The 16,672-nt window shown below is 47.7% G+C and carries 14 protein-coding genes and 1 tRNA gene; 11 read left to right on the top strand and 4 right to left on the bottom strand.

Annotated features, from left to right (window positions below; translation table 11 throughout):
* Positions 1–7 precede the first annotated feature (7 nt).
* The gene (locus Q0577_RS09855; RefSeq protein WP_298735528.1) at positions 8–1,162 is read right to left on the bottom strand and encodes an AAA family ATPase; all 1,155 of its coding nucleotides are present in this window, start codon (positions 1,160–1,162) and stop codon (positions 8–10) included.
* Positions 1,163–1,275: 113 nt separating this feature from the next.
* Between Q0577_RS09855 and Q0577_RS09850 the strand changes: the two genes are divergently transcribed.
* The 5 genes from Q0577_RS09850 (at position 1,276) to Q0577_RS09830 (ending at position 4,549) form a co-directional block, all read left to right on the top strand.
* Positions 1,276–1,872: a hypothetical protein gene (locus Q0577_RS09850; RefSeq protein ID WP_298735526.1), complete on the top strand. Its 597-nt coding sequence runs from the start codon at positions 1,276–1,278 to the stop codon at positions 1,870–1,872.
* 211 nt (positions 1,873–2,083) lie between these two features.
* The gene (locus Q0577_RS09845; protein ID WP_218376599.1) at positions 2,084–2,236 is read left to right on the top strand and encodes a hypothetical protein; all 153 of its coding nucleotides are present in this window, start codon (positions 2,084–2,086) and stop codon (positions 2,234–2,236) included.
* Positions 2,223–2,600: a recombinase family protein gene (locus Q0577_RS09840; RefSeq protein ID WP_298735518.1), complete on the top strand. Its 378-nt coding sequence runs from the start codon at positions 2,223–2,225 to the stop codon at positions 2,598–2,600. Before Q0577_RS09845 ends, Q0577_RS09840 begins: the two co-directional genes overlap by 14 nt.
* A 12-nt stretch (positions 2,601–2,612) precedes the next feature.
* The gene (locus Q0577_RS09835; protein WP_298735516.1) at positions 2,613–2,951 is read left to right on the top strand and encodes a hypothetical protein; all 339 of its coding nucleotides are present in this window, start codon (positions 2,613–2,615) and stop codon (positions 2,949–2,951) included.
* Positions 2,952–3,022: 71 nt separating this feature from the next.
* Complete coding sequence (locus tag Q0577_RS09830; protein WP_298735514.1) at positions 3,023–4,549, top strand: recombinase family protein; 1,527 nt, start codon at positions 3,023–3,025, stop codon at positions 4,547–4,549.
* Here Q0577_RS09830 and Q0577_RS09825 read toward each other — a convergent pair.
* Positions 4,539–4,611: transfer RNA gene (locus Q0577_RS09825), tRNA-Lys, on the bottom strand. The two genes, Q0577_RS09830 and Q0577_RS09825, sit on opposite strands and share 11 nt — an antisense overlap.
* Positions 4,612–4,731: 120 nt before the next feature.
* Here Q0577_RS09825 and Q0577_RS09820 point away from each other — a divergent pair.
* Positions 4,732–5,910, top strand: a complete 1,179-nt coding sequence (locus Q0577_RS09820) for an acetyl-CoA C-acyltransferase (RefSeq protein ID WP_298735512.1) — start codon at positions 4,732–4,734, stop codon at positions 5,908–5,910.
* A 119-nt stretch (positions 5,911–6,029) separates the two neighbouring features.
* On the opposite strand, the gene Q0577_RS09815 is transcribed toward Q0577_RS09820, so the two are convergent.
* Entirely contained in the window at positions 6,030–6,389 is a 360-nt protein-coding gene (locus tag Q0577_RS09815) for a helix-turn-helix domain-containing protein (RefSeq protein ID WP_298735510.1), read from the bottom strand.
* A gap of 160 nt (positions 6,390–6,549) precedes the next feature.
* Between Q0577_RS09815 and Q0577_RS09810 the strand changes: the two genes are divergently transcribed.
* From Q0577_RS09810 to Q0577_RS09790, 5 genes are all read left to right on the top strand, one after another.
* Positions 6,550–7,347, top strand: coding sequence for an SDR family oxidoreductase (locus tag Q0577_RS09810; RefSeq protein WP_298735508.1), 798 nt, complete (start codon positions 6,550–6,552; stop codon positions 7,345–7,347).
* Between the two features lie 362 nt (positions 7,348–7,709).
* Positions 7,710–10,175: an ABC transporter permease gene (locus Q0577_RS09805; protein ID WP_298735507.1), complete on the top strand. Its 2,466-nt coding sequence runs from the start codon at positions 7,710–7,712 to the stop codon at positions 10,173–10,175.
* 40 nt (positions 10,176–10,215) lie between these two features.
* A complete protein-coding gene (locus Q0577_RS09800) occupies positions 10,216–10,668 on the top strand; it encodes a DUF1572 family protein (protein ID WP_298735506.1) in 453 nt (150 codons plus the stop codon).
* A gap of 223 nt (positions 10,669–10,891) precedes the next feature.
* On the top strand, positions 10,892–13,906 hold the full coding sequence (locus tag Q0577_RS09795; RefSeq protein WP_298735504.1) for a SusC/RagA family TonB-linked outer membrane protein: 3,015 nt from the start codon (positions 10,892–10,894) through the stop codon (positions 13,904–13,906).
* A gap of 11 nt (positions 13,907–13,917) precedes the next feature.
* Complete coding sequence (locus Q0577_RS09790) at positions 13,918–15,687, top strand: RagB/SusD family nutrient uptake outer membrane protein (RefSeq protein ID WP_298735501.1); 1,770 nt, start codon at positions 13,918–13,920, stop codon at positions 15,685–15,687.
* Positions 15,688–15,793: 106 nt separating this feature from the next.
* On the opposite strand, the gene Q0577_RS09785 is transcribed toward Q0577_RS09790, so the two are convergent.
* Positions 15,794–16,528, bottom strand: coding sequence for a class I SAM-dependent methyltransferase (locus Q0577_RS09785; protein WP_298735499.1), 735 nt, complete (start codon positions 16,526–16,528; stop codon positions 15,794–15,796).
* Between the last annotated feature and the right edge of the window lie 144 nt (positions 16,529–16,672).

Below are 16,672 nucleotides of genomic sequence, written 5' to 3'. Positions count from 1 at the left end.
GCATAATCTAGTTTGCAACTGGCGCATGTTCTGCTTCCGGTTCGGCTGTTGGTTGAAATACGTAGAAGGTTTCACGACCACGTTTTTCTGCCGCAAATTTTCCGCCGCCGTTAATGTTTAATATAAACTGATCTTCACGGCTTAGGTCGGCCAGCTTACGCGCAATCGTATTCTCGTTAAACTCTCCATTCATCTTTTTAGCAACGAGGGACGCTAGAGCTGCGCGAGAATACTCCCTCTGTTGGCTGAAGGCTTCAGCCAGGGCAGCATGAAGTTCGTTTCCTGCGCTGGAGCTTTCTTTTTCGCCTTTACCATCATCATTATACTCAACCTCTACCAATGTTTCTAATTCTTCATCGTATGCGATGTATATAGGCGCATAGCGTCTTTTGAACCGCATTTTTTTGAACACCAACTGAAATATGTCCTTGTCCTCTTTATCACTCACCCGGCGTATCTGCAATTGCGTCGAAGCCTTCAAAGTAAGCTCCGTTCCGACGTGTCCCCGTGCCTTGTCATTACCACTTAAATTTTCATGGATCAATAAAAAAAATGTCATATCGAACTCAGTTCGCATTACGTTCATCCAGTCGTGGATCTTATTTGCACTTGTGGAGGAATTGAAATCGTCGATACAATCAGTAGAAACATCGAGAACAACCAGCATATGTTGCTTTACTTTCTTCCGTAATTTCTCTACGTATGTTTTTAAAACTTCGAGCCTATTATCACGGGAAATATTCAATATTGGAACCGGGGTAAAACGGGCGGAAATAGTATTGGCTTTGTGTCCAGCATTTCTGTTTAACGATTGTATCGAAGTCGGAAACTCGTCTTGCATGTTCCGTTCGGTATCAACATACAGAACATGGCAGGGCATATCAGGGTTTGCAACGATATTCAGGTAATTCCCGCCGGGTTTCCCCACTGTATTTTTCCCCACAATTGCAGCGGTACAGATTATCTCAGCCAATCGGCTCTTATGGCTCCCTTCTTTTCCTTGTATTGCATTGATGGTATAAGGGCGAAATAGCGGCTGCCCATTTATACTCAGCAACGCAGGAGGCTGCGCGATGGGATTACGTGAAGCCTTTTTTACCTGCTCCACATTTGTTTCAAGAACTTTTAATTCTTCTGCGATTGTTTTTTCAGCGTTACTCATAGCTAGTTTAAGATGACGAATGATGTAAAATACGTTACATTCAAATTCCAAATGTTAATTAGATGTAAACATTTATCTTTTTTCGGGGTCACGCAATCATGATTGTGTGACGGGTGCGTGTATGTGTATATGTATATATAGGCATCAATGCACGCATACATAACATCGCGGAGGTACGTCTGGTTGGAGCAGCGAAGTTATTACTTCAACAGCATACTGCAATTCTATCGCAGTACATTTCCCACGCTGGTAAAAATCAACCTTGTTGTGGTAAAAGTCAACAGCTACAAATTCCTGTAAATCCGGGACTTAGTGTATTTTTCTATTACAGCTTTAAGACTATGGCAGATTTTCCTCATTTATTTCCCGGCAACCGATATAAAAAGTTGACTTCACAGCAGCTTCGCCAGCAATTGAAGGGTATGGCGCAACACATCTATGATCTCGGCAAGCGTATCGGCTCTTACAATTCCGTAAGAAAAAAAACGCTTATGCAAAAGTTCAAACGGCAGCTTCTCATTTATCAGGTTGGATATTACTTCGCGTTCTATGAACATTTATATAATATCCTCATGGAAAAAGAAAAAAAGACCCTTATCAAAGATCACCCAGGTATGAAAGTCCTTTTCGATAAAGGAATCGTAAAAGATATTCAAGACGTTGTAGCACTTAGAGAGAAAGCAAAACGCCGCCCACCTGAACCACCTTAAAATCCCTGACTGAATTTTAAACCAATTGCCTTTTTTTTGAATGCTTTCTAAATTTTAAACTTTTGTCGCACATAGATACATCTTGCTTTTATCAGTAGCCACTCTCGATGTTCTGGCATTATGCGGGACATTAAAATGAAGCATATTCATTTGTAAATTTGTATTATCCCGCATAGCACTTGGAATTGTGAAGTATGAACATGAGTGTGTTATGGACAAAAAAATGAAGCCTGAAACAGCAGTGAAAATACTGAGTGAACAAGGCATTACGGTATCTCTTGAAGAAGCCGCAGCTATTCTCGACATTATCTACCAGTTTGCAGAAATTACAATCACAGAAATTTTAAGTCATGAAGATTGCTGATTTATATATCCGTGCAAGGTGCGATGACCCTGCACGCCAAAAGTTAATGGAACAACTACAGGAAAAAGAACTTGAAGAATACTGCATCGCCAACAACATTAAAATAAGGGCAAAAGTAATTGACAACTGTTCTGCCGGAAACTTTGATAGACCCGGTTGGTCGGAATATTATGATCGGCTTGTTTCCTCAACCGTTTGGCCGGACTTGATATTATTTACTACATGGGATAGGTTCACAAGAAATTTAGAAAATTTCCTTATTGTGAAATCCAATCTTGATAGAATGCAGATAACCGCTAAAGCGATTAAGACAAACATTTTCTTAGAAGCAGCAATCAGAACATGGCGAAGCAAGGAGCTTTAACAACTTTATACAATGAAGAAGGGATTAACTGGCGGCCAGCAAGCAAAAATTTTAGCCGCTAAATTTTTTTTGAAAAATCACACAGCCAACGATACATTATACAATGTTGTAATTATTCTCGGCCCGGCCTTATTCGGTTCGTTTTTCCATTCGAACACAGATACAGTTTGGTCAAGAGTAGAAGATCCGCAACAATTTAGACTGCTAGAATTGATGGCATTAACAAATGTCTTTGAAATAACGATGGAGCGATTAATAGAAATACTCGTTTTACAAGTACAGCATAACGAGTTCGAGCTATTGAACAACCGTCCGATTGGTAGAGAAAAGTATCAAAATCCTAGCTCCTAGAACATCTTTTATGCGGCGATGGCTATTCGACGCATGTTACTTTTAGTTTTTTATTTGAAATCAATTTTTTTATGTTAGTAGCAGATTTATATATCAGAGTGAGTACAGACGACCAGCGTGACAAAGGTTTCTCCCAACGAAATCAGGAAGAAGTTCTGCGTAAATACTGCGATCACAATTTTATCCAAATTCGTCAGGTCATTTTTGAGGATCACAGCGCCAAAACTTTCAATCGTCCGCAATGGAATAAACTGTTATTTGACTGGCGGAAGAAAAAGCATCAGGTTGACTTCGTGCTGTTCACAAAATGGGATAGATTCAGCCGCAATGCAGGGGATGCTTATCAAATGATAAGCACCATCAGAAAACTTGGAATTGAGCCGCAGGCGATTGAACAGCCCCTCGACATGACAGTACCGGAAAGTAAGATTATGATGGCCGTGTATCTGGCAACTCCCGAAGTCGAAAACGACCGTCGCGCACTCAACGTATTTTATGGTATGCGTCGCGCCCGCAAGGAAGGGCGGTGGATGGGTACAGCTCCAATAGGCTATCAGAACAGAACCGACGAAACCGGTAAGGTTAAATATATATGCCCGAATGAGCCAGAGGCAAGCATAATGAAATGGGTCTTTGAAGAAATTGCGGCTTGTCGTTTCAATACTGAGCAAATTCTACACATGGCCCGCAACCGTGGTCTGAAATGCAGTAAGAACAATTTTTGGGTGGCAATACGCAACCCTGTCTACTGCGGAAAAATACACGTTCCCAAATTCAAAGATGAAGAAAGCATTTTTGTCCAGGGTAAACATGAGGCAATCATTTCATCTACGTTATTCTATCTTGTGCAGGAGATTCTGGATGGACGGCGTAAAAAACAGCGTACAAAGATAGTAGTTGATAATAGCTTGCCTTTACGCGGCTTCCTCATCTGCCCACGTTGCGGCAGAGTTCTAACCGGCAGCGCATCAAGAGGCAGAAACAGGCATTATCATTATTACCACTGTATCACTTCATGCGGTTGCCGTTTCCCGGCAGAACGGGCCAATCAACTGTTTTCAAAAGAACTACGCAAATTTGTGCCACAATCTCCATTCCGTGATATTTTTCGCCCTGCATTGGAATACTATTTTAAGGCTCAAACTAAAAGTACCACCGAAGAAAGAGATAGCCTGCTCACTCAAATCGACGCTTATACAGATTTGATAAGGGAGGCTCGGAAACTGTTGTTTCAACAAAAAATCACTCCGGAGGACTTCAAGGAAAGTAAAGAGGAATATGAATTGTCCATTACAAAGCTGGAAGATCGCCTCTCTGAGATTCCGAAGAAGAATTACAATATTGAGGGTATTCTCGAAAAGGGCATGAGAAACTTGTCCCAACTTGATATTTTGTACGACAGTGGAGAGGTAGAAACGCAGCGGAAGATCATTGGTTCGATATTCCCCGAAAAACTGGTATTCACTGGTGACGCATATCGAACCGCCAGAGTAAATTATGCGGTTCAGCTAATATATAGCATGGATAAGGCTTTTGTAGAAAAAGAAAATGGGACAAGCCTATCAATTTTAGACTTGTCCCATCAGGTGACCCCGTAGGGACTCGAACCCTAGACCCGCTGATTAAGAGTCAGCTGCTCTACCAACTGAGCTACGGAGTCATTATCTCCTGTTCCCATTCAAACAGGGTTGCAAATTTAATGCGTTGATCTAAAATTCACAAAAGTTATTTAACTTAAATAAAAAAACCGGACTTTTTTCTGGAAAAAGGAGCTTAAAGCATGGAAACAGCATATATAGTTGCCGGATACCGTACCGCCGTCGGTAAAGCCAAACGCGGCGGATTCCGCTTTTACCGCCCGGACGACCTGGCCGTAGACGTCATCACCGGACTCCTGAAAAGTGTTCCACAGCTGGAACCACATCGTGTAGACGACCTGATCGTAGGCAACGCCGTACCCGAAGCCGAACAAGGCCTGCAAATAGGCCGCATGATATCCGTCAGGGCCCTCGGCGAAGGAGTGCCCGGTATGACCGTGAACCGCTACTGCGCCTCCGGACTCGAAACCATCGCCATCGCCACCGCCAAAATACAGTCGGGCATGGCCCACTGCATCATCGCCGGCGGCACCGAAAGTATGAGCCTGGTGCCCACCGCAGGCTGGAAAACCGTCCCTAACTTCACCGTAGCCAGCACCACACCGGATTACTACCTGGGTATGGGCCTCACCGCCGAAGCCGTAGCAAAGGAATTCAACGTTTCCCGTGAAGACCAGGACGCTTTCGCCCTCCGCTCTCACCAGCGGGCCATCGAAGCGATCAAGAACGGCTACTTTAAAGAAGGCATACTCCCCATCAACGTAGAAGAAGTTTACGTTGACGAGAAAGGCAAAAAACAGAAACGTACCTACACCGTAGATACCGACGAAGGCCCCCGCGCAGACACCTCCGCCCAGGCCCTCGCCAAATTGAAACCGGTATTCGCTGCCGGAGGTTCCGTTACCGCAGGTAACTCTTCCCAGACATCAGACGGCGCCGCCTTCGTGATCGTCATGAGCGAAACCATGGTGAAAGAACTGGGCCTCAAGCCCATCGGCCGCCTGGTAGCCTGCGCCTCTGCAGGGGTACACCCCCGCATCATGGGCATCGGTCCCGTAGCCGCCGTACCCAAAGCGCTGAAAATAGCAGGTAAATCCCTGCAGGATGTTGGCCTGGTAGAGCTTAACGAAGCCTTCGCCTCTCAGTCAGTCGCGGTGATCCGCGAACTGGGCATCGACCCCGATATCGTGAACATCAACGGTGGCGCCATCGCCCTGGGACATCCTCTCGGCTGTACAGGGGCAAAGCTTACCGTGCAGATCCTGAGCGATCTTAAACGGCTGAATAAGAAATATGGGTTGGTGACAGCCTGCGTGGGTGGCGGACAAGGCATCGCCGGACTAATAGAACGCATTGATTAATACAAGTGAATAAAATCAGGAAAGGCCGTCTCAGCAAGAGGCGGCCTTTTTTGATTTTATAGTTAAATGTCCTTCTTTATCCGGGCTTCCGCTAAACCAGGGCGGTAATCCACCATCCGTCACTGAGCCTGCGTAACACCCCGCTTATGCCTGGTAATGGCTTCGTGCATTTTGTCGCCCAGTTCCGTCATCGCCATCAAAACAGGAATGGCCGTACGGCCAATCTCGCTTAGCTCATATTCAACACGGGGCGGCTTCTCGTTATAACTATGCCGGATGATCAATCCGTCCTCCTCCAGCTCCTTCAGTTGCTCGGTCAATATCTTACGCGATATATCCGGTATTTGTACCGCCAGCTTTCCAAACCGGACCGCCCCGTTTATCAGCCGTCCCAGGATAATGGGCTTCCACTTCCCACCAATATAGGTCATCGTATGAACAATCGGGCAGGCAGATGGGTGTGCTTTGAACTTCTTCATGGTTACATGGATGTTACCAGTATTTGACTGTTAGTTACATAAACGTTACCGCTTATTGGCGCTGTGATAATGATCCCAGGCAACAGTTTTGGTTACTTTACGAAACTAAAGTAAATCTATTTTTTCGGTAAACGAATATCACGAAGTAAAAACATCGCGCATGGAAACTAACCAGACAACTAATGGAGCATTACACGGTAAAATAGCCCTCGTAACAGGCGGAACAAAAGGGATCGGAAAAGCAATTGTGAAAAAATTACAGCAGGCGGGAGCAACGGTTATCGTCACCGCTCGCAACCAGCCGGAGGAACAGGATGCTGCTTATACCTTCATCGCTGCAGACTTATCACAGGCTGAAGAAGTGAACAAAGTAACCGGCATCATTAACGGGCAATTCGGGCACATAGACATACTGATCAATAACATGGGTGCAAACACCTACCCGGGCGGTGGATTCAGTACCCTCACGGATGAGCACTGGATCAATGCCCTGCAGGTCAACCTGCTTTCATCTGTACGCCTGGATAGGGCATTACTACCCAACATGCTGCAACGAAAAAACGGTGTGATCATTCATATTTCCACTACCAGCAGCCAGTTTCCCATCTGGGAGTCTACTATGGCCTACAGTGCCGCAAAAGCCGCATTGAACACCTATAGTAAGGCATTGGCTACAGAAGTAGCCGATAAAGGCATCAGGGTAGTAACCGTATCGCCCGGTTTAAACAAAACGGAGGCGATGACCGCCTTCCTGGAAGACTATGCAAAACAGGGGGGTATTACGGTGGAAGAAATGACGGAAAACCTTTTCCGGAGACTTGGGGGCGTACCCCTGGGAAGAATGGCGGCGCCCGAAGAAACGGCTGAACTGGTCTACTTCCTGGTTTCGCCCGCCGCCTCCTTTATCACCGGCGCCAATCTTATTATTGATGGCGGCAATTTCCCGGTTGTGAAGTAACTTCGGTAAAACCGGACTGCCCCCGGAAGTAAGGTACATCCCGGAGGCAGTCCATATTTGAGGAAACGTCTTTCAGCATGGCTACTATTGCTGTTGTATTTATCTAAGATTTTTGTACATGTTATGTATCTTTTAAGAGACATAACATGTACATAACATGTACATAACATCTACATAACATCCCCGGCTTCTTACCGGGTACGAACCGGGTGTGAACCGAAGAAAGCAGCCCTGAAAGCCTGGGCGCCAAAAACGGACACCGCTTGTGCGAAAGCGGACAGTTGCACCGCTAACACTCATGCATACTGTTTTGATTATCAAAACCATACTATTCTGGCATTTCCTTAGTAAGCACCTGTACTATGCTCCAGAACTACCTCCGTATTGCCTTGCGGAATCTGCTTAGGAACAAGCTCTTTTCCGCTATCAATATATTCGGCCTGGCCATTGGTCTTACATGCTGCATGTTGCTCCTGTTATATATCCGCAGTGAGCTGATGTTTGATAAACACCATCAGCAGGCAGCTGACCTCTATTTGCTCAAAAGCACCCAAACCTCTTCTTCCGGGGGCGATAAGCGCAATTTCATAACCATCTCGGCGCCCTATGCCCCGGCCCTGAATGCTGCTTTTCCCGAAGTGCTGGAAGCCACCCGGATCTGGGAAAACGTGGTAGATTCCAAAACCCTCCTGCAGGTGCGCGAGCCGGGAAAACCTATCCGCTCTTTTTATGAAACCCGCGCTTTCCAGGCAGACTCCAATTTCTTCAATGTCTTTACCTACCAGTTCATTGAAGGCAGTGCGGCTACCGCCCTCCGTGAACCCAATGCCATTGTGCTGTCTGAACCGGTGGCCCGTAAGCTGTTTGGTAATGCTCCGGCGCTGAACAAAACCATTTTCGTAGGTGGCAACACGGGTGGTGACGAAGTGTTTAAAGTAAGCGGCGTATACAAGGATGAAAGCGCCCGCTCACATATAGACGCCCGTTTTATTGTGCCGATGTTCGCCGGATGGGTAGGCGGCTTCCTGCGCAATGCCTCGCTTAATTTCTCCTTCAACAACATGTTTGTGACCTACCTCCGCCTGCGTCCCGGCACAGATCCCGGGCGGCTGGAGCGCAAATTTCCCGCATTCATGGAGCAATACGCCAACAAAGACCTGGCGGCTTTGGGTTATCGCAAAACCATCTCCCTCTTACCCCTGGCAGATATTCACCTGTACGATAAAGTAAGCATCATTGTAACCCCCACCAGCAGTAAAACCTATCTCTATATACTTGGCAGCGTTGCCACATTCATCCTGCTCATTGCCTGCATCAATTTTATGAACCTGGCCACCGCACGTTCTGCCAGGCGCGCTGCAGAAGTAGGTATCCGGAAGGTTATGGGCGCAGAAAAAGGCGCCCTGGTAAGACAGTTCCTAGGAGAGTCCGTTATCCTGTCCATGATCTCACTGGTGCTGGCTTTAGTACTGGTAGCCGTGGCCCTGCCCTTATTCAACCGGCTTACCGGCAAATCGCTGGCTGCAGGCGCCTTGCTGGAGCCTGGCATCATCGGCGCATTCATCGTACTGGCACTGCTTACCGGCTTACTGGCAGGCGGCTATCCTGCCTTTTATCTCTCTGTTTTCAAACCGGTAGAAGTATTAAAGGGCCGCTTCGTAAATTCCATTGCTGCTACCGCCTTACGCAAAGGCCTGGTGGTATGCCAGTTCGTAGTATCTATAGGCCTGGTACTCGCTACCCTCATCATCCAGCAGCAGATGGAGTACCTCCGTACCCGTCCCCTCGGATTTAATAAAGATCAGCAGGTGGTAATCCCCCTTCGCAGCAACGAATCTCATAATGCATATGCGGCATTACAACAGGAAATATTGCGGAGTAACCTGGTGCTGGGCGCCGAGGGCGCCGGCTATTACCCCGGCATTTTCAATGCGTCTGACTTCTCGCTGCACCGGCCCGATAAAACCGTGGAAGAAGGTCAAACCGTAAAGACCAACTGGGTGTCTCCCGGCTTCCTGCAGATGATGGGCTTTGAGCTGAAGGCAGGCCGCCTGTTTTCCGCGCAGTTCATGGGCGATACTGCCAACAGGATGGTGGTGAACGAAACCACCCTGAAGAAACTGGAGATTCCCCTGGATAAAGCCATTGGTCATAAACTGCTCTGGAACCGCCCCGGTCAGGATCAGCAAGTGGGAATATTTGAGATCGTGGGTGTTGTAAAGGATTTTCATTTCCAGGACCTGCATCATCCTATCCAGCCCTTTACCTTTTTCCTGGGCGCCGGCGATTATTATAACTACCTTATTGTGCATGTGAACACGGCTAATATGGATAAAGCGCTGAGCTTTCTCAGCAAACAATGGAACAACCTTTGCCCCAACGAGCCTTTTGAATATACTTTCCTGGATGAGGACTTCCAGCGTAACTACTATGCAGAATCGCGTACGGCGGCCATCGTGAGCTGGTTTACCGGCATTTCCATATTCATCTCCTGCCTGGGTCTGTTTGGCCTTTCCGCTTTTGCGGCTCAGCAGCGTACCCGCGAGATCGGTATCCGCAAAGTGCTGGGGGCTTCTGTTGTGAATATCACCGCTATGCTGTCCAAAGATTTTGTCAGATTGGTGATCATCGCCCTGCTCATTGCCAGTCCGCTGGCCTGGTATTTCATGCACCGCTGGCTGGGCGCCTTTGCTTACCAGGTGAGTATCAGTGCATGGATCTTTATAATAGCAGGCGTCTTTGCTGTTATTATAGCCCTCGCCACCGTAAGTACACAGGCTATCCGGGCCGCTGTGATGAATCCAATTAAAAGTTTGCGCTCAGAATAATAAATACCTTGCTATATTTGGTGAAGATTATCCACCACTTATGCTAAAACTGGTACTTAAAGAACTATTCCACAGGGACCTTGGCAAACTGAAACAGGAGATAGGGGCTTACCGGAATGAACAAAAACTTTGGTACATAGAAAAAAACATCGCCAACTCCGGCGGTACACTCTGCCTGCACCTTGTTGGTAACCTCAATGCCTATATCGGCGCCGCATTGGGTAATACCGGCTACGTAAGGGACAGGCCGCTTGAATTTTCCGCCAGAAATATTCCACAACAAAAGCTGCTGCAGATGGTGGAGGAAACAACCGCCATGGTAGATAAGGTGCTGGGCCAACTTACAGAGCAGGATATGGAAAAAGAGTACCCGCAGCCCGTTCTTGAACGGCCATCCACTACCACCGGGTTTTTCCTGACCCACCTGGCAATGCATCTCAGTTATCATCTCGGACAGATCAATTATCACAGAAGATTGTTAGATGAAGTATAGACCCTTCACCAGGGAAACATAACTTTAAATTAATAGCCAAAATCAAAAATACACATTATCATTGCGCCCAATTTCGTAAGCGTTGGTAGCGGAAGCTGCCCGGTTCTGTCAAAACTATGTGTGGGGAATAATGACATGGAATAAATGTCCTGGGCCTTTTACGTTATCACGTCATCATTTTTATGCACAAAGATTTTTTTACAAAGAAAAATTGAATTTGCCTATGAACGTTCGTTCACTCTTTATGGTAGCTGTGTGGCTTTCTGTAGTTAGCCCCTCCATGGCTAATGCGCCATATCACAGCACTTATGACCAGGCTACCCAACAGGGGCCTGTTAAGGGCGTTGTTGTCGGTAAAGACGGCAATCCCATTCCCGGCGCCACCGTCAGGTCGCTGTCCTCCAAACGGGTAGCGACTACCAACGAGCGTGGTGAGTTCACCATCGAGGCGGCCAGGGGCGAAAAACTGGCTATCTCATTTATCGGGTACGACCAGCAGCAGGTAACCGTTAGCGGCTCCTCCCTGCGCATCACCCTGTTAGAAAGCAGCAGCCAGCTGGGTGAGGTGGTAGTGGTAGGTTACGGCAGCCAGACCAAAGCAGACGTAACCGGGGCTTTGACCCAGCTGAAAGCAGATAACATAAAACAGGGGGTCAATATCTCCGTGGATAACATGCTGCAAGGCAAGGTATCCGGCGTACGTATTGCCCAATCCAGCGGTGAGCCAGGCGCCGGGGTGGATGTTTTCATCCGCGGTGTAGGTTCTATCCGCAGCGGAAGCACGCCGCTCTTCGTAGTAGACGGGGTGCCCCTGAGCAACGAGAATGTGAGCGCCGGCGGTCCCAACTTCGGTCTCGGCAGCTCTGAACCCAAGAACCCGCTCAACTTCCTCAATACCAGCGATATTGAGACCATCACCATCCTGAAAGACGCCTCTGCCGCCGCTATCTACGGTGCGCGCGGCTCTAACGGTGTGGTGCTGATCACCACCAAACGCGGTAAGAAAGGGGATGCTACCCTTACATATGATATGTACGTAGGTACATCATCCGTTATTAAGAAAATGGACGTACTGGGTGCAGACGAATATCGCAATGCGATAAAGAACCAGGCCTATGACCATGGTGGTAACACCGATTGGCAGGATGTGATCTACCGTAACGGCTTTGTACAGAACCACAACCTGTCTTTCGCCAAATCTACCAACACCGGTAACTACATGGCTTCTATTTCCCGTCTTGACCAGGATGGTATCGTGGAAAAAAGCAGCTTCAAAAGAACCACTGCCAGGCTGAACGCCGAAGAATCTTTCTTCGACAACAAACGCCTGGTAGTTAAAATGAACCTGACCGCCAGCGATATCCAGGAAACATCCATCCCCAACGGTAATACCGCAGGTTCAGATGGTCAGCTCATCATCCATGCCCTGATGGCAAATCCTACCAGGTCTGTATTTGATTCTACGGGTAAGTATACCAACTTCAACATGAACGCGCACTACAATCCCGCTTACCTGTTGAGCATTTATGACGATAAGACCAATACCTTCCGCGTATTGGGTAATATCGAAGCTACCCTGCGGTTACTGCCCGGACTGACCTACCGCTTTAACTACGGTATAGATAAATCTACTTCCGAACGTAACTCCACTATCTATCCCAACATTACAGACCGTACGCCGCTGGGCGCTTATGTGCAGAACAACCTGTCGTCTTTAACCACCTTGCTGGATCATTATCTTACTTACAATAAGTCCATCAACAAACACCAGTTTGAAGTGTTGGGAGGTTTCTCTTACCAGAAATTTTCCTTCTCCGGTACTGCTTTCGGTGTACAGGGGATTGCCGCACAGGGTACAGGTGTAGCGCCTGAATACAACCCGGGTTATTCCGGAACCTCCAGCTCTCCCAGCGGTTATGCACAGGAGAATGAGCTGCAGTCTTACTTTGGCCGCGTAAACTATAACTACGACAATAAATACCTGCTGACCGCGTCTCTCCGTGCAGACGGTTCTACCCGTTTCGGTAAGAACAACAAGTATGGTTACTTCCCGTCTTTCGCATTGGGCTGGACCCTCTCCCGCGAAGATTTCATGAAGAACATCACGGCTGTCAGCGATCTGAAACTGCGCGCCAGCTGGGGACAAACCGGTAACCAGGAAGTGCCCAATAAGATCACACAGGCCAGTTATTCATTATCCACCGGGTCAGGTTATTACCTGTATGATGATCACACCCTGGTAAACGGCGTTACCGTAAACCGTACCGCCAATCCCGATCTGAAATGGGAGCTGGTAGAGCAGTATAACATTGGTGTAGACTTCGACTTCTGGAGCAGTAAACTCTACGGTTCACTGGAATATTATAACAAGACCACCAAAGATCCGATCCTGAACATTCCTTCAGAACCGCTGAGCCCTACTACTACCGTGTGGAGGAATGTGGACGCGCGCATCATCAACAAAGGTTTTGAATTCATGCTGGGATCCCGCATCATCAACACCAAAGACCTTACCTGGTCTGTTGACGTGAACGGTTCTACGCTGTCTAACAAGATCTCAGATCTGCCGGTTTCTGAACTGTATTCAGGCAGTATCTCAGGTCCGGGTCTGAGCGATGTGAATGCCAACATCTATAAGAACGGTTATGCAGCAGGTTCTTTCTTCATGCTGAAACACCTGGGTTACGATAAAGACGGTAAAGACATTTTTGAAGACAAAACCGGTGATGGACTGATCAATGCAGACGATCGCCAGATCTTCGAGAGCGCGCTGCCTAAGTTTAACTTCGGTTTCAACAGCCAGGTACGTTTCAGGAATTTTGACCTGTCTGTTGCCGTTATCGGTCAAACCGGCGGTTACCTGGTAAACAACACTGCGCTGGATCTGAATATCAACAGCCTTGCATCAGACCGTAACGTGCTGCGGAAATATTACGAAGATGGCGCCAACATTGCCAATGCGGTGCAGCTGTCATCACTGTACCTGGAGAAATCTGACTTTGTCCGCCTGAACAACGTTCGGCTGGGATACACTTTCTCCATCCGCCAGGTACCCTGGATGCAGTCTTTCAACATATATGTAAGTGCGCAGAACCTGGTTACGCTGACTGGCTACTCCGGTTACGATCCGCTGGTAAATACCACCAAAACAGTGGGCGGCAACCAGTCGCTGGGTGTTGACTACGCCACTTATCCGGCTGCAAAAACATTCCTGCTGGGCGCAACCGTTAAATTTTAATCCATTGAGCTATGAGAATGAAGACAACACAACTGCATAAAATAACATGTGCTTTCCTCACCCTCGCTATGGTGAGCTGTACAGACCTGAATGAAGAGGTAATAGACGAAGTGCTGGGTAACAACAACGCTAACCCGGAAAACGCGCTGGCGGCCGCCTACGGACAAATGGGAGACGGCACCTTTGTGGATCACGGCAGCGTATTTGCCCTGCAGGAATATACGACAGACGAAGCCCTGCTGCCCACCCGTGGCAGCGACTGGGGCGACGGCGGTAAATGGCGTGCCATCCACGAATTTACCTGGGCGCCAGACAACGCGGTGCTTACCACCACCTGGAACCAGCTGAACGCCGGTATCACCAAATCGCTGACAGCCATCACCACCATCAGCAACAGCGGAGATTCGCCCGATAAGGCGCAGCTGATGGCAGAAGCCAAAGCCATGCTGGCATTCTATACGTACCACACGCTGGACCTTTTTGGCCAGGCGCCTTACCGCGATCCGCTGACGCTAAACGCTCCGCTGGAGGCGCGTCAGGCAGCTACCGCTATTGATGAACTGATCAAAGACGTAGAAACAGTGCTTCCCGATCTGGCTGACCTGGGGCAGGGCCGCACCCATAACGGACGTTTCACCAAACAGGCTGCGCAGGCTTTCCTGGCAGATATGTACCTGAATCGCGCCGTGCTCAAAAACCGTTACGCCGCCACCTTCAATTTCACCGAACCGGCGGTAGACAACAACGGCACGGATATGGATAAGGTGATCTTCTACACCACAGAGCTGATCAACTCCGGCCGCTTCAGTTTGGAAACAAACTATTTCCGGAACTTCGATATCGATAACAACGGAAGGCCCGAACTGATCTTCGTGGTTTCACAGGACATCAACAACCTGCGCGGCAGCGATAACGACTTCGTTTATATGCCGATGGAACGTAACCAGAAGCCATCACCGCTGAACCGCGGTACCAACGCCTCCTGTATTACGCCTGAGTTCTACCAGACCTGGGAGGGTAATCACGAAGATCCCCGTTTTCAGCGTTGCTACCAGTATGATGACGGTACCTGGTTCAAGAACGATGGTACGGATGTGAGCGTGCCCGCCAGCAGCAATGTAGTGGGCGGTAACAACCAGGTATGGTTCCATTTTAACCGTGGTATGCAGGTGGGTCAGCAATACGGTCCCAACCTGATCTCAGCCACCAACACCTTTGAACGTACGCCTGACGGACGTATCAAGGTGGTAAAGCTTTACTGCGAAAAGAACACTACTTTGGAGATGAACTTTACACCTGAGCTGAATTTTGACAATCCCAGCCAGGCGGTGTTCACACAAGACCAGATCAACCGTGGTGTGCGTCCCTTTAAGTACGAGTTCGATCCTGAGAAGGATAATGGCAGCAGCAATGTAGACATTCCGCTGTACCGCCTGGGTGGCATTTATTGCATGCGCGCTGAAGCTTACTTCCGCAAAGGCCAGGCTGACCTGGCGTTGGCAGATATCAACAAGCTGCGCACTACCAGAACCCGTGAAGCCCTGTACAACAATGCGCCCGGCGCCGCTATTGCTGGTCCGCTGACGGCACAAACGCTGTACAACGAAACAGGTTTTGAACTGTATTGGGAAATGTACAGGAGAAAGGCAGCTATCCGCTTTGGTAAGTTTGAAGCCGCTTGTACTGCCAAACCCGTATCACAGCCTGTCCGCAGGATCTTCCCGATCCCGCAGTCTACCCTGGATGCTACGGAGATATTTACACAGAATGAAGGCTATTAAGTGGAATTAAATAGGTAAATGATCTATAACGCAAAGAAGCCGGTTCGAATGAGCCGGCTTTTTTGTTGGGGGAGGGGGGAAGGCGGTTTAAATGCCAATTCACGATTCATGAATCATGAATTGAATTCCCGGTAATCAGATAAGTCCTCAGCACAGCAGGAAATACTTTTGACTTCACTTTTTCATCTGACCTGCTTTCAAATAATACTTTAGCATTCAATATATTGAAAGGAGGGAGGTTGATAAAAACGCTCGAAAACACTCTTGTTCTTATATGTGACCCTGGAATTTTGTCCAGGTTGGGTATCACCGCATCGCCAAGCAGCATATGCTCTGTAATAAGCACATATTTAAATGCAGACAGCTTGTTAAGGATCTTTTGTATATGGGCGTTGCTGAGATGCTGCAGTACCTGCCTGATGGTTACCAGGTCTGCAGGGGGAAGATCATCATCAACGGCGTTTAGAGTGACAAAGAAGGTTTGCTCATTGGTATATGTCTTTTGATGGTGTTTTATGAGTGCTGGTACTACATCTGCGCCTGTGTAATGTACGTTTGTTTTCTCCAGTACTTTTTGCATGATGGTGAAATCACCACAGCCAATATCTAAAACGGATTTTATATTATGATCGTTGATAAATTCCGCAACGTTTTCAATATAGGTTACTGCTGCAGGGGAGTGGGTGCCATCTCCTGAATAGAAGGTGCCTGGTTGTCCGCCCCATTCGTTGTTCTGGTAGACATTGGAGAAGATGGCTTCCAGGGATTTCTTCTTTAAGTGCCAGAAGTATCTTTCGCGATACCAGATATGGAGTTTCTTAAGAAAGGAGATTTTGGACATAAGGGTTATTTAGGGATGATGAATGTACGATTTTCAGGGTAGGTAGAGCAAACGGGAGTCAATTCTTCACCACATAGCGCACATCTGCCGAGACTGTAAAATAAACTGTGTCAAAGGTTAAAAAATTAAGACCTTTAACACAGT

Origin of the sequence: uncultured Chitinophaga sp., assembly GCF_937898475.1 — a bacterium.
GTDB lineage: Bacteria > Bacteroidota > Bacteroidia > Chitinophagales > Chitinophagaceae > Chitinophaga.
The sequence above is the reverse complement of the archived record's forward strand: the minus strand, read 5'-3'. Positions and strand labels throughout refer to the sequence as shown.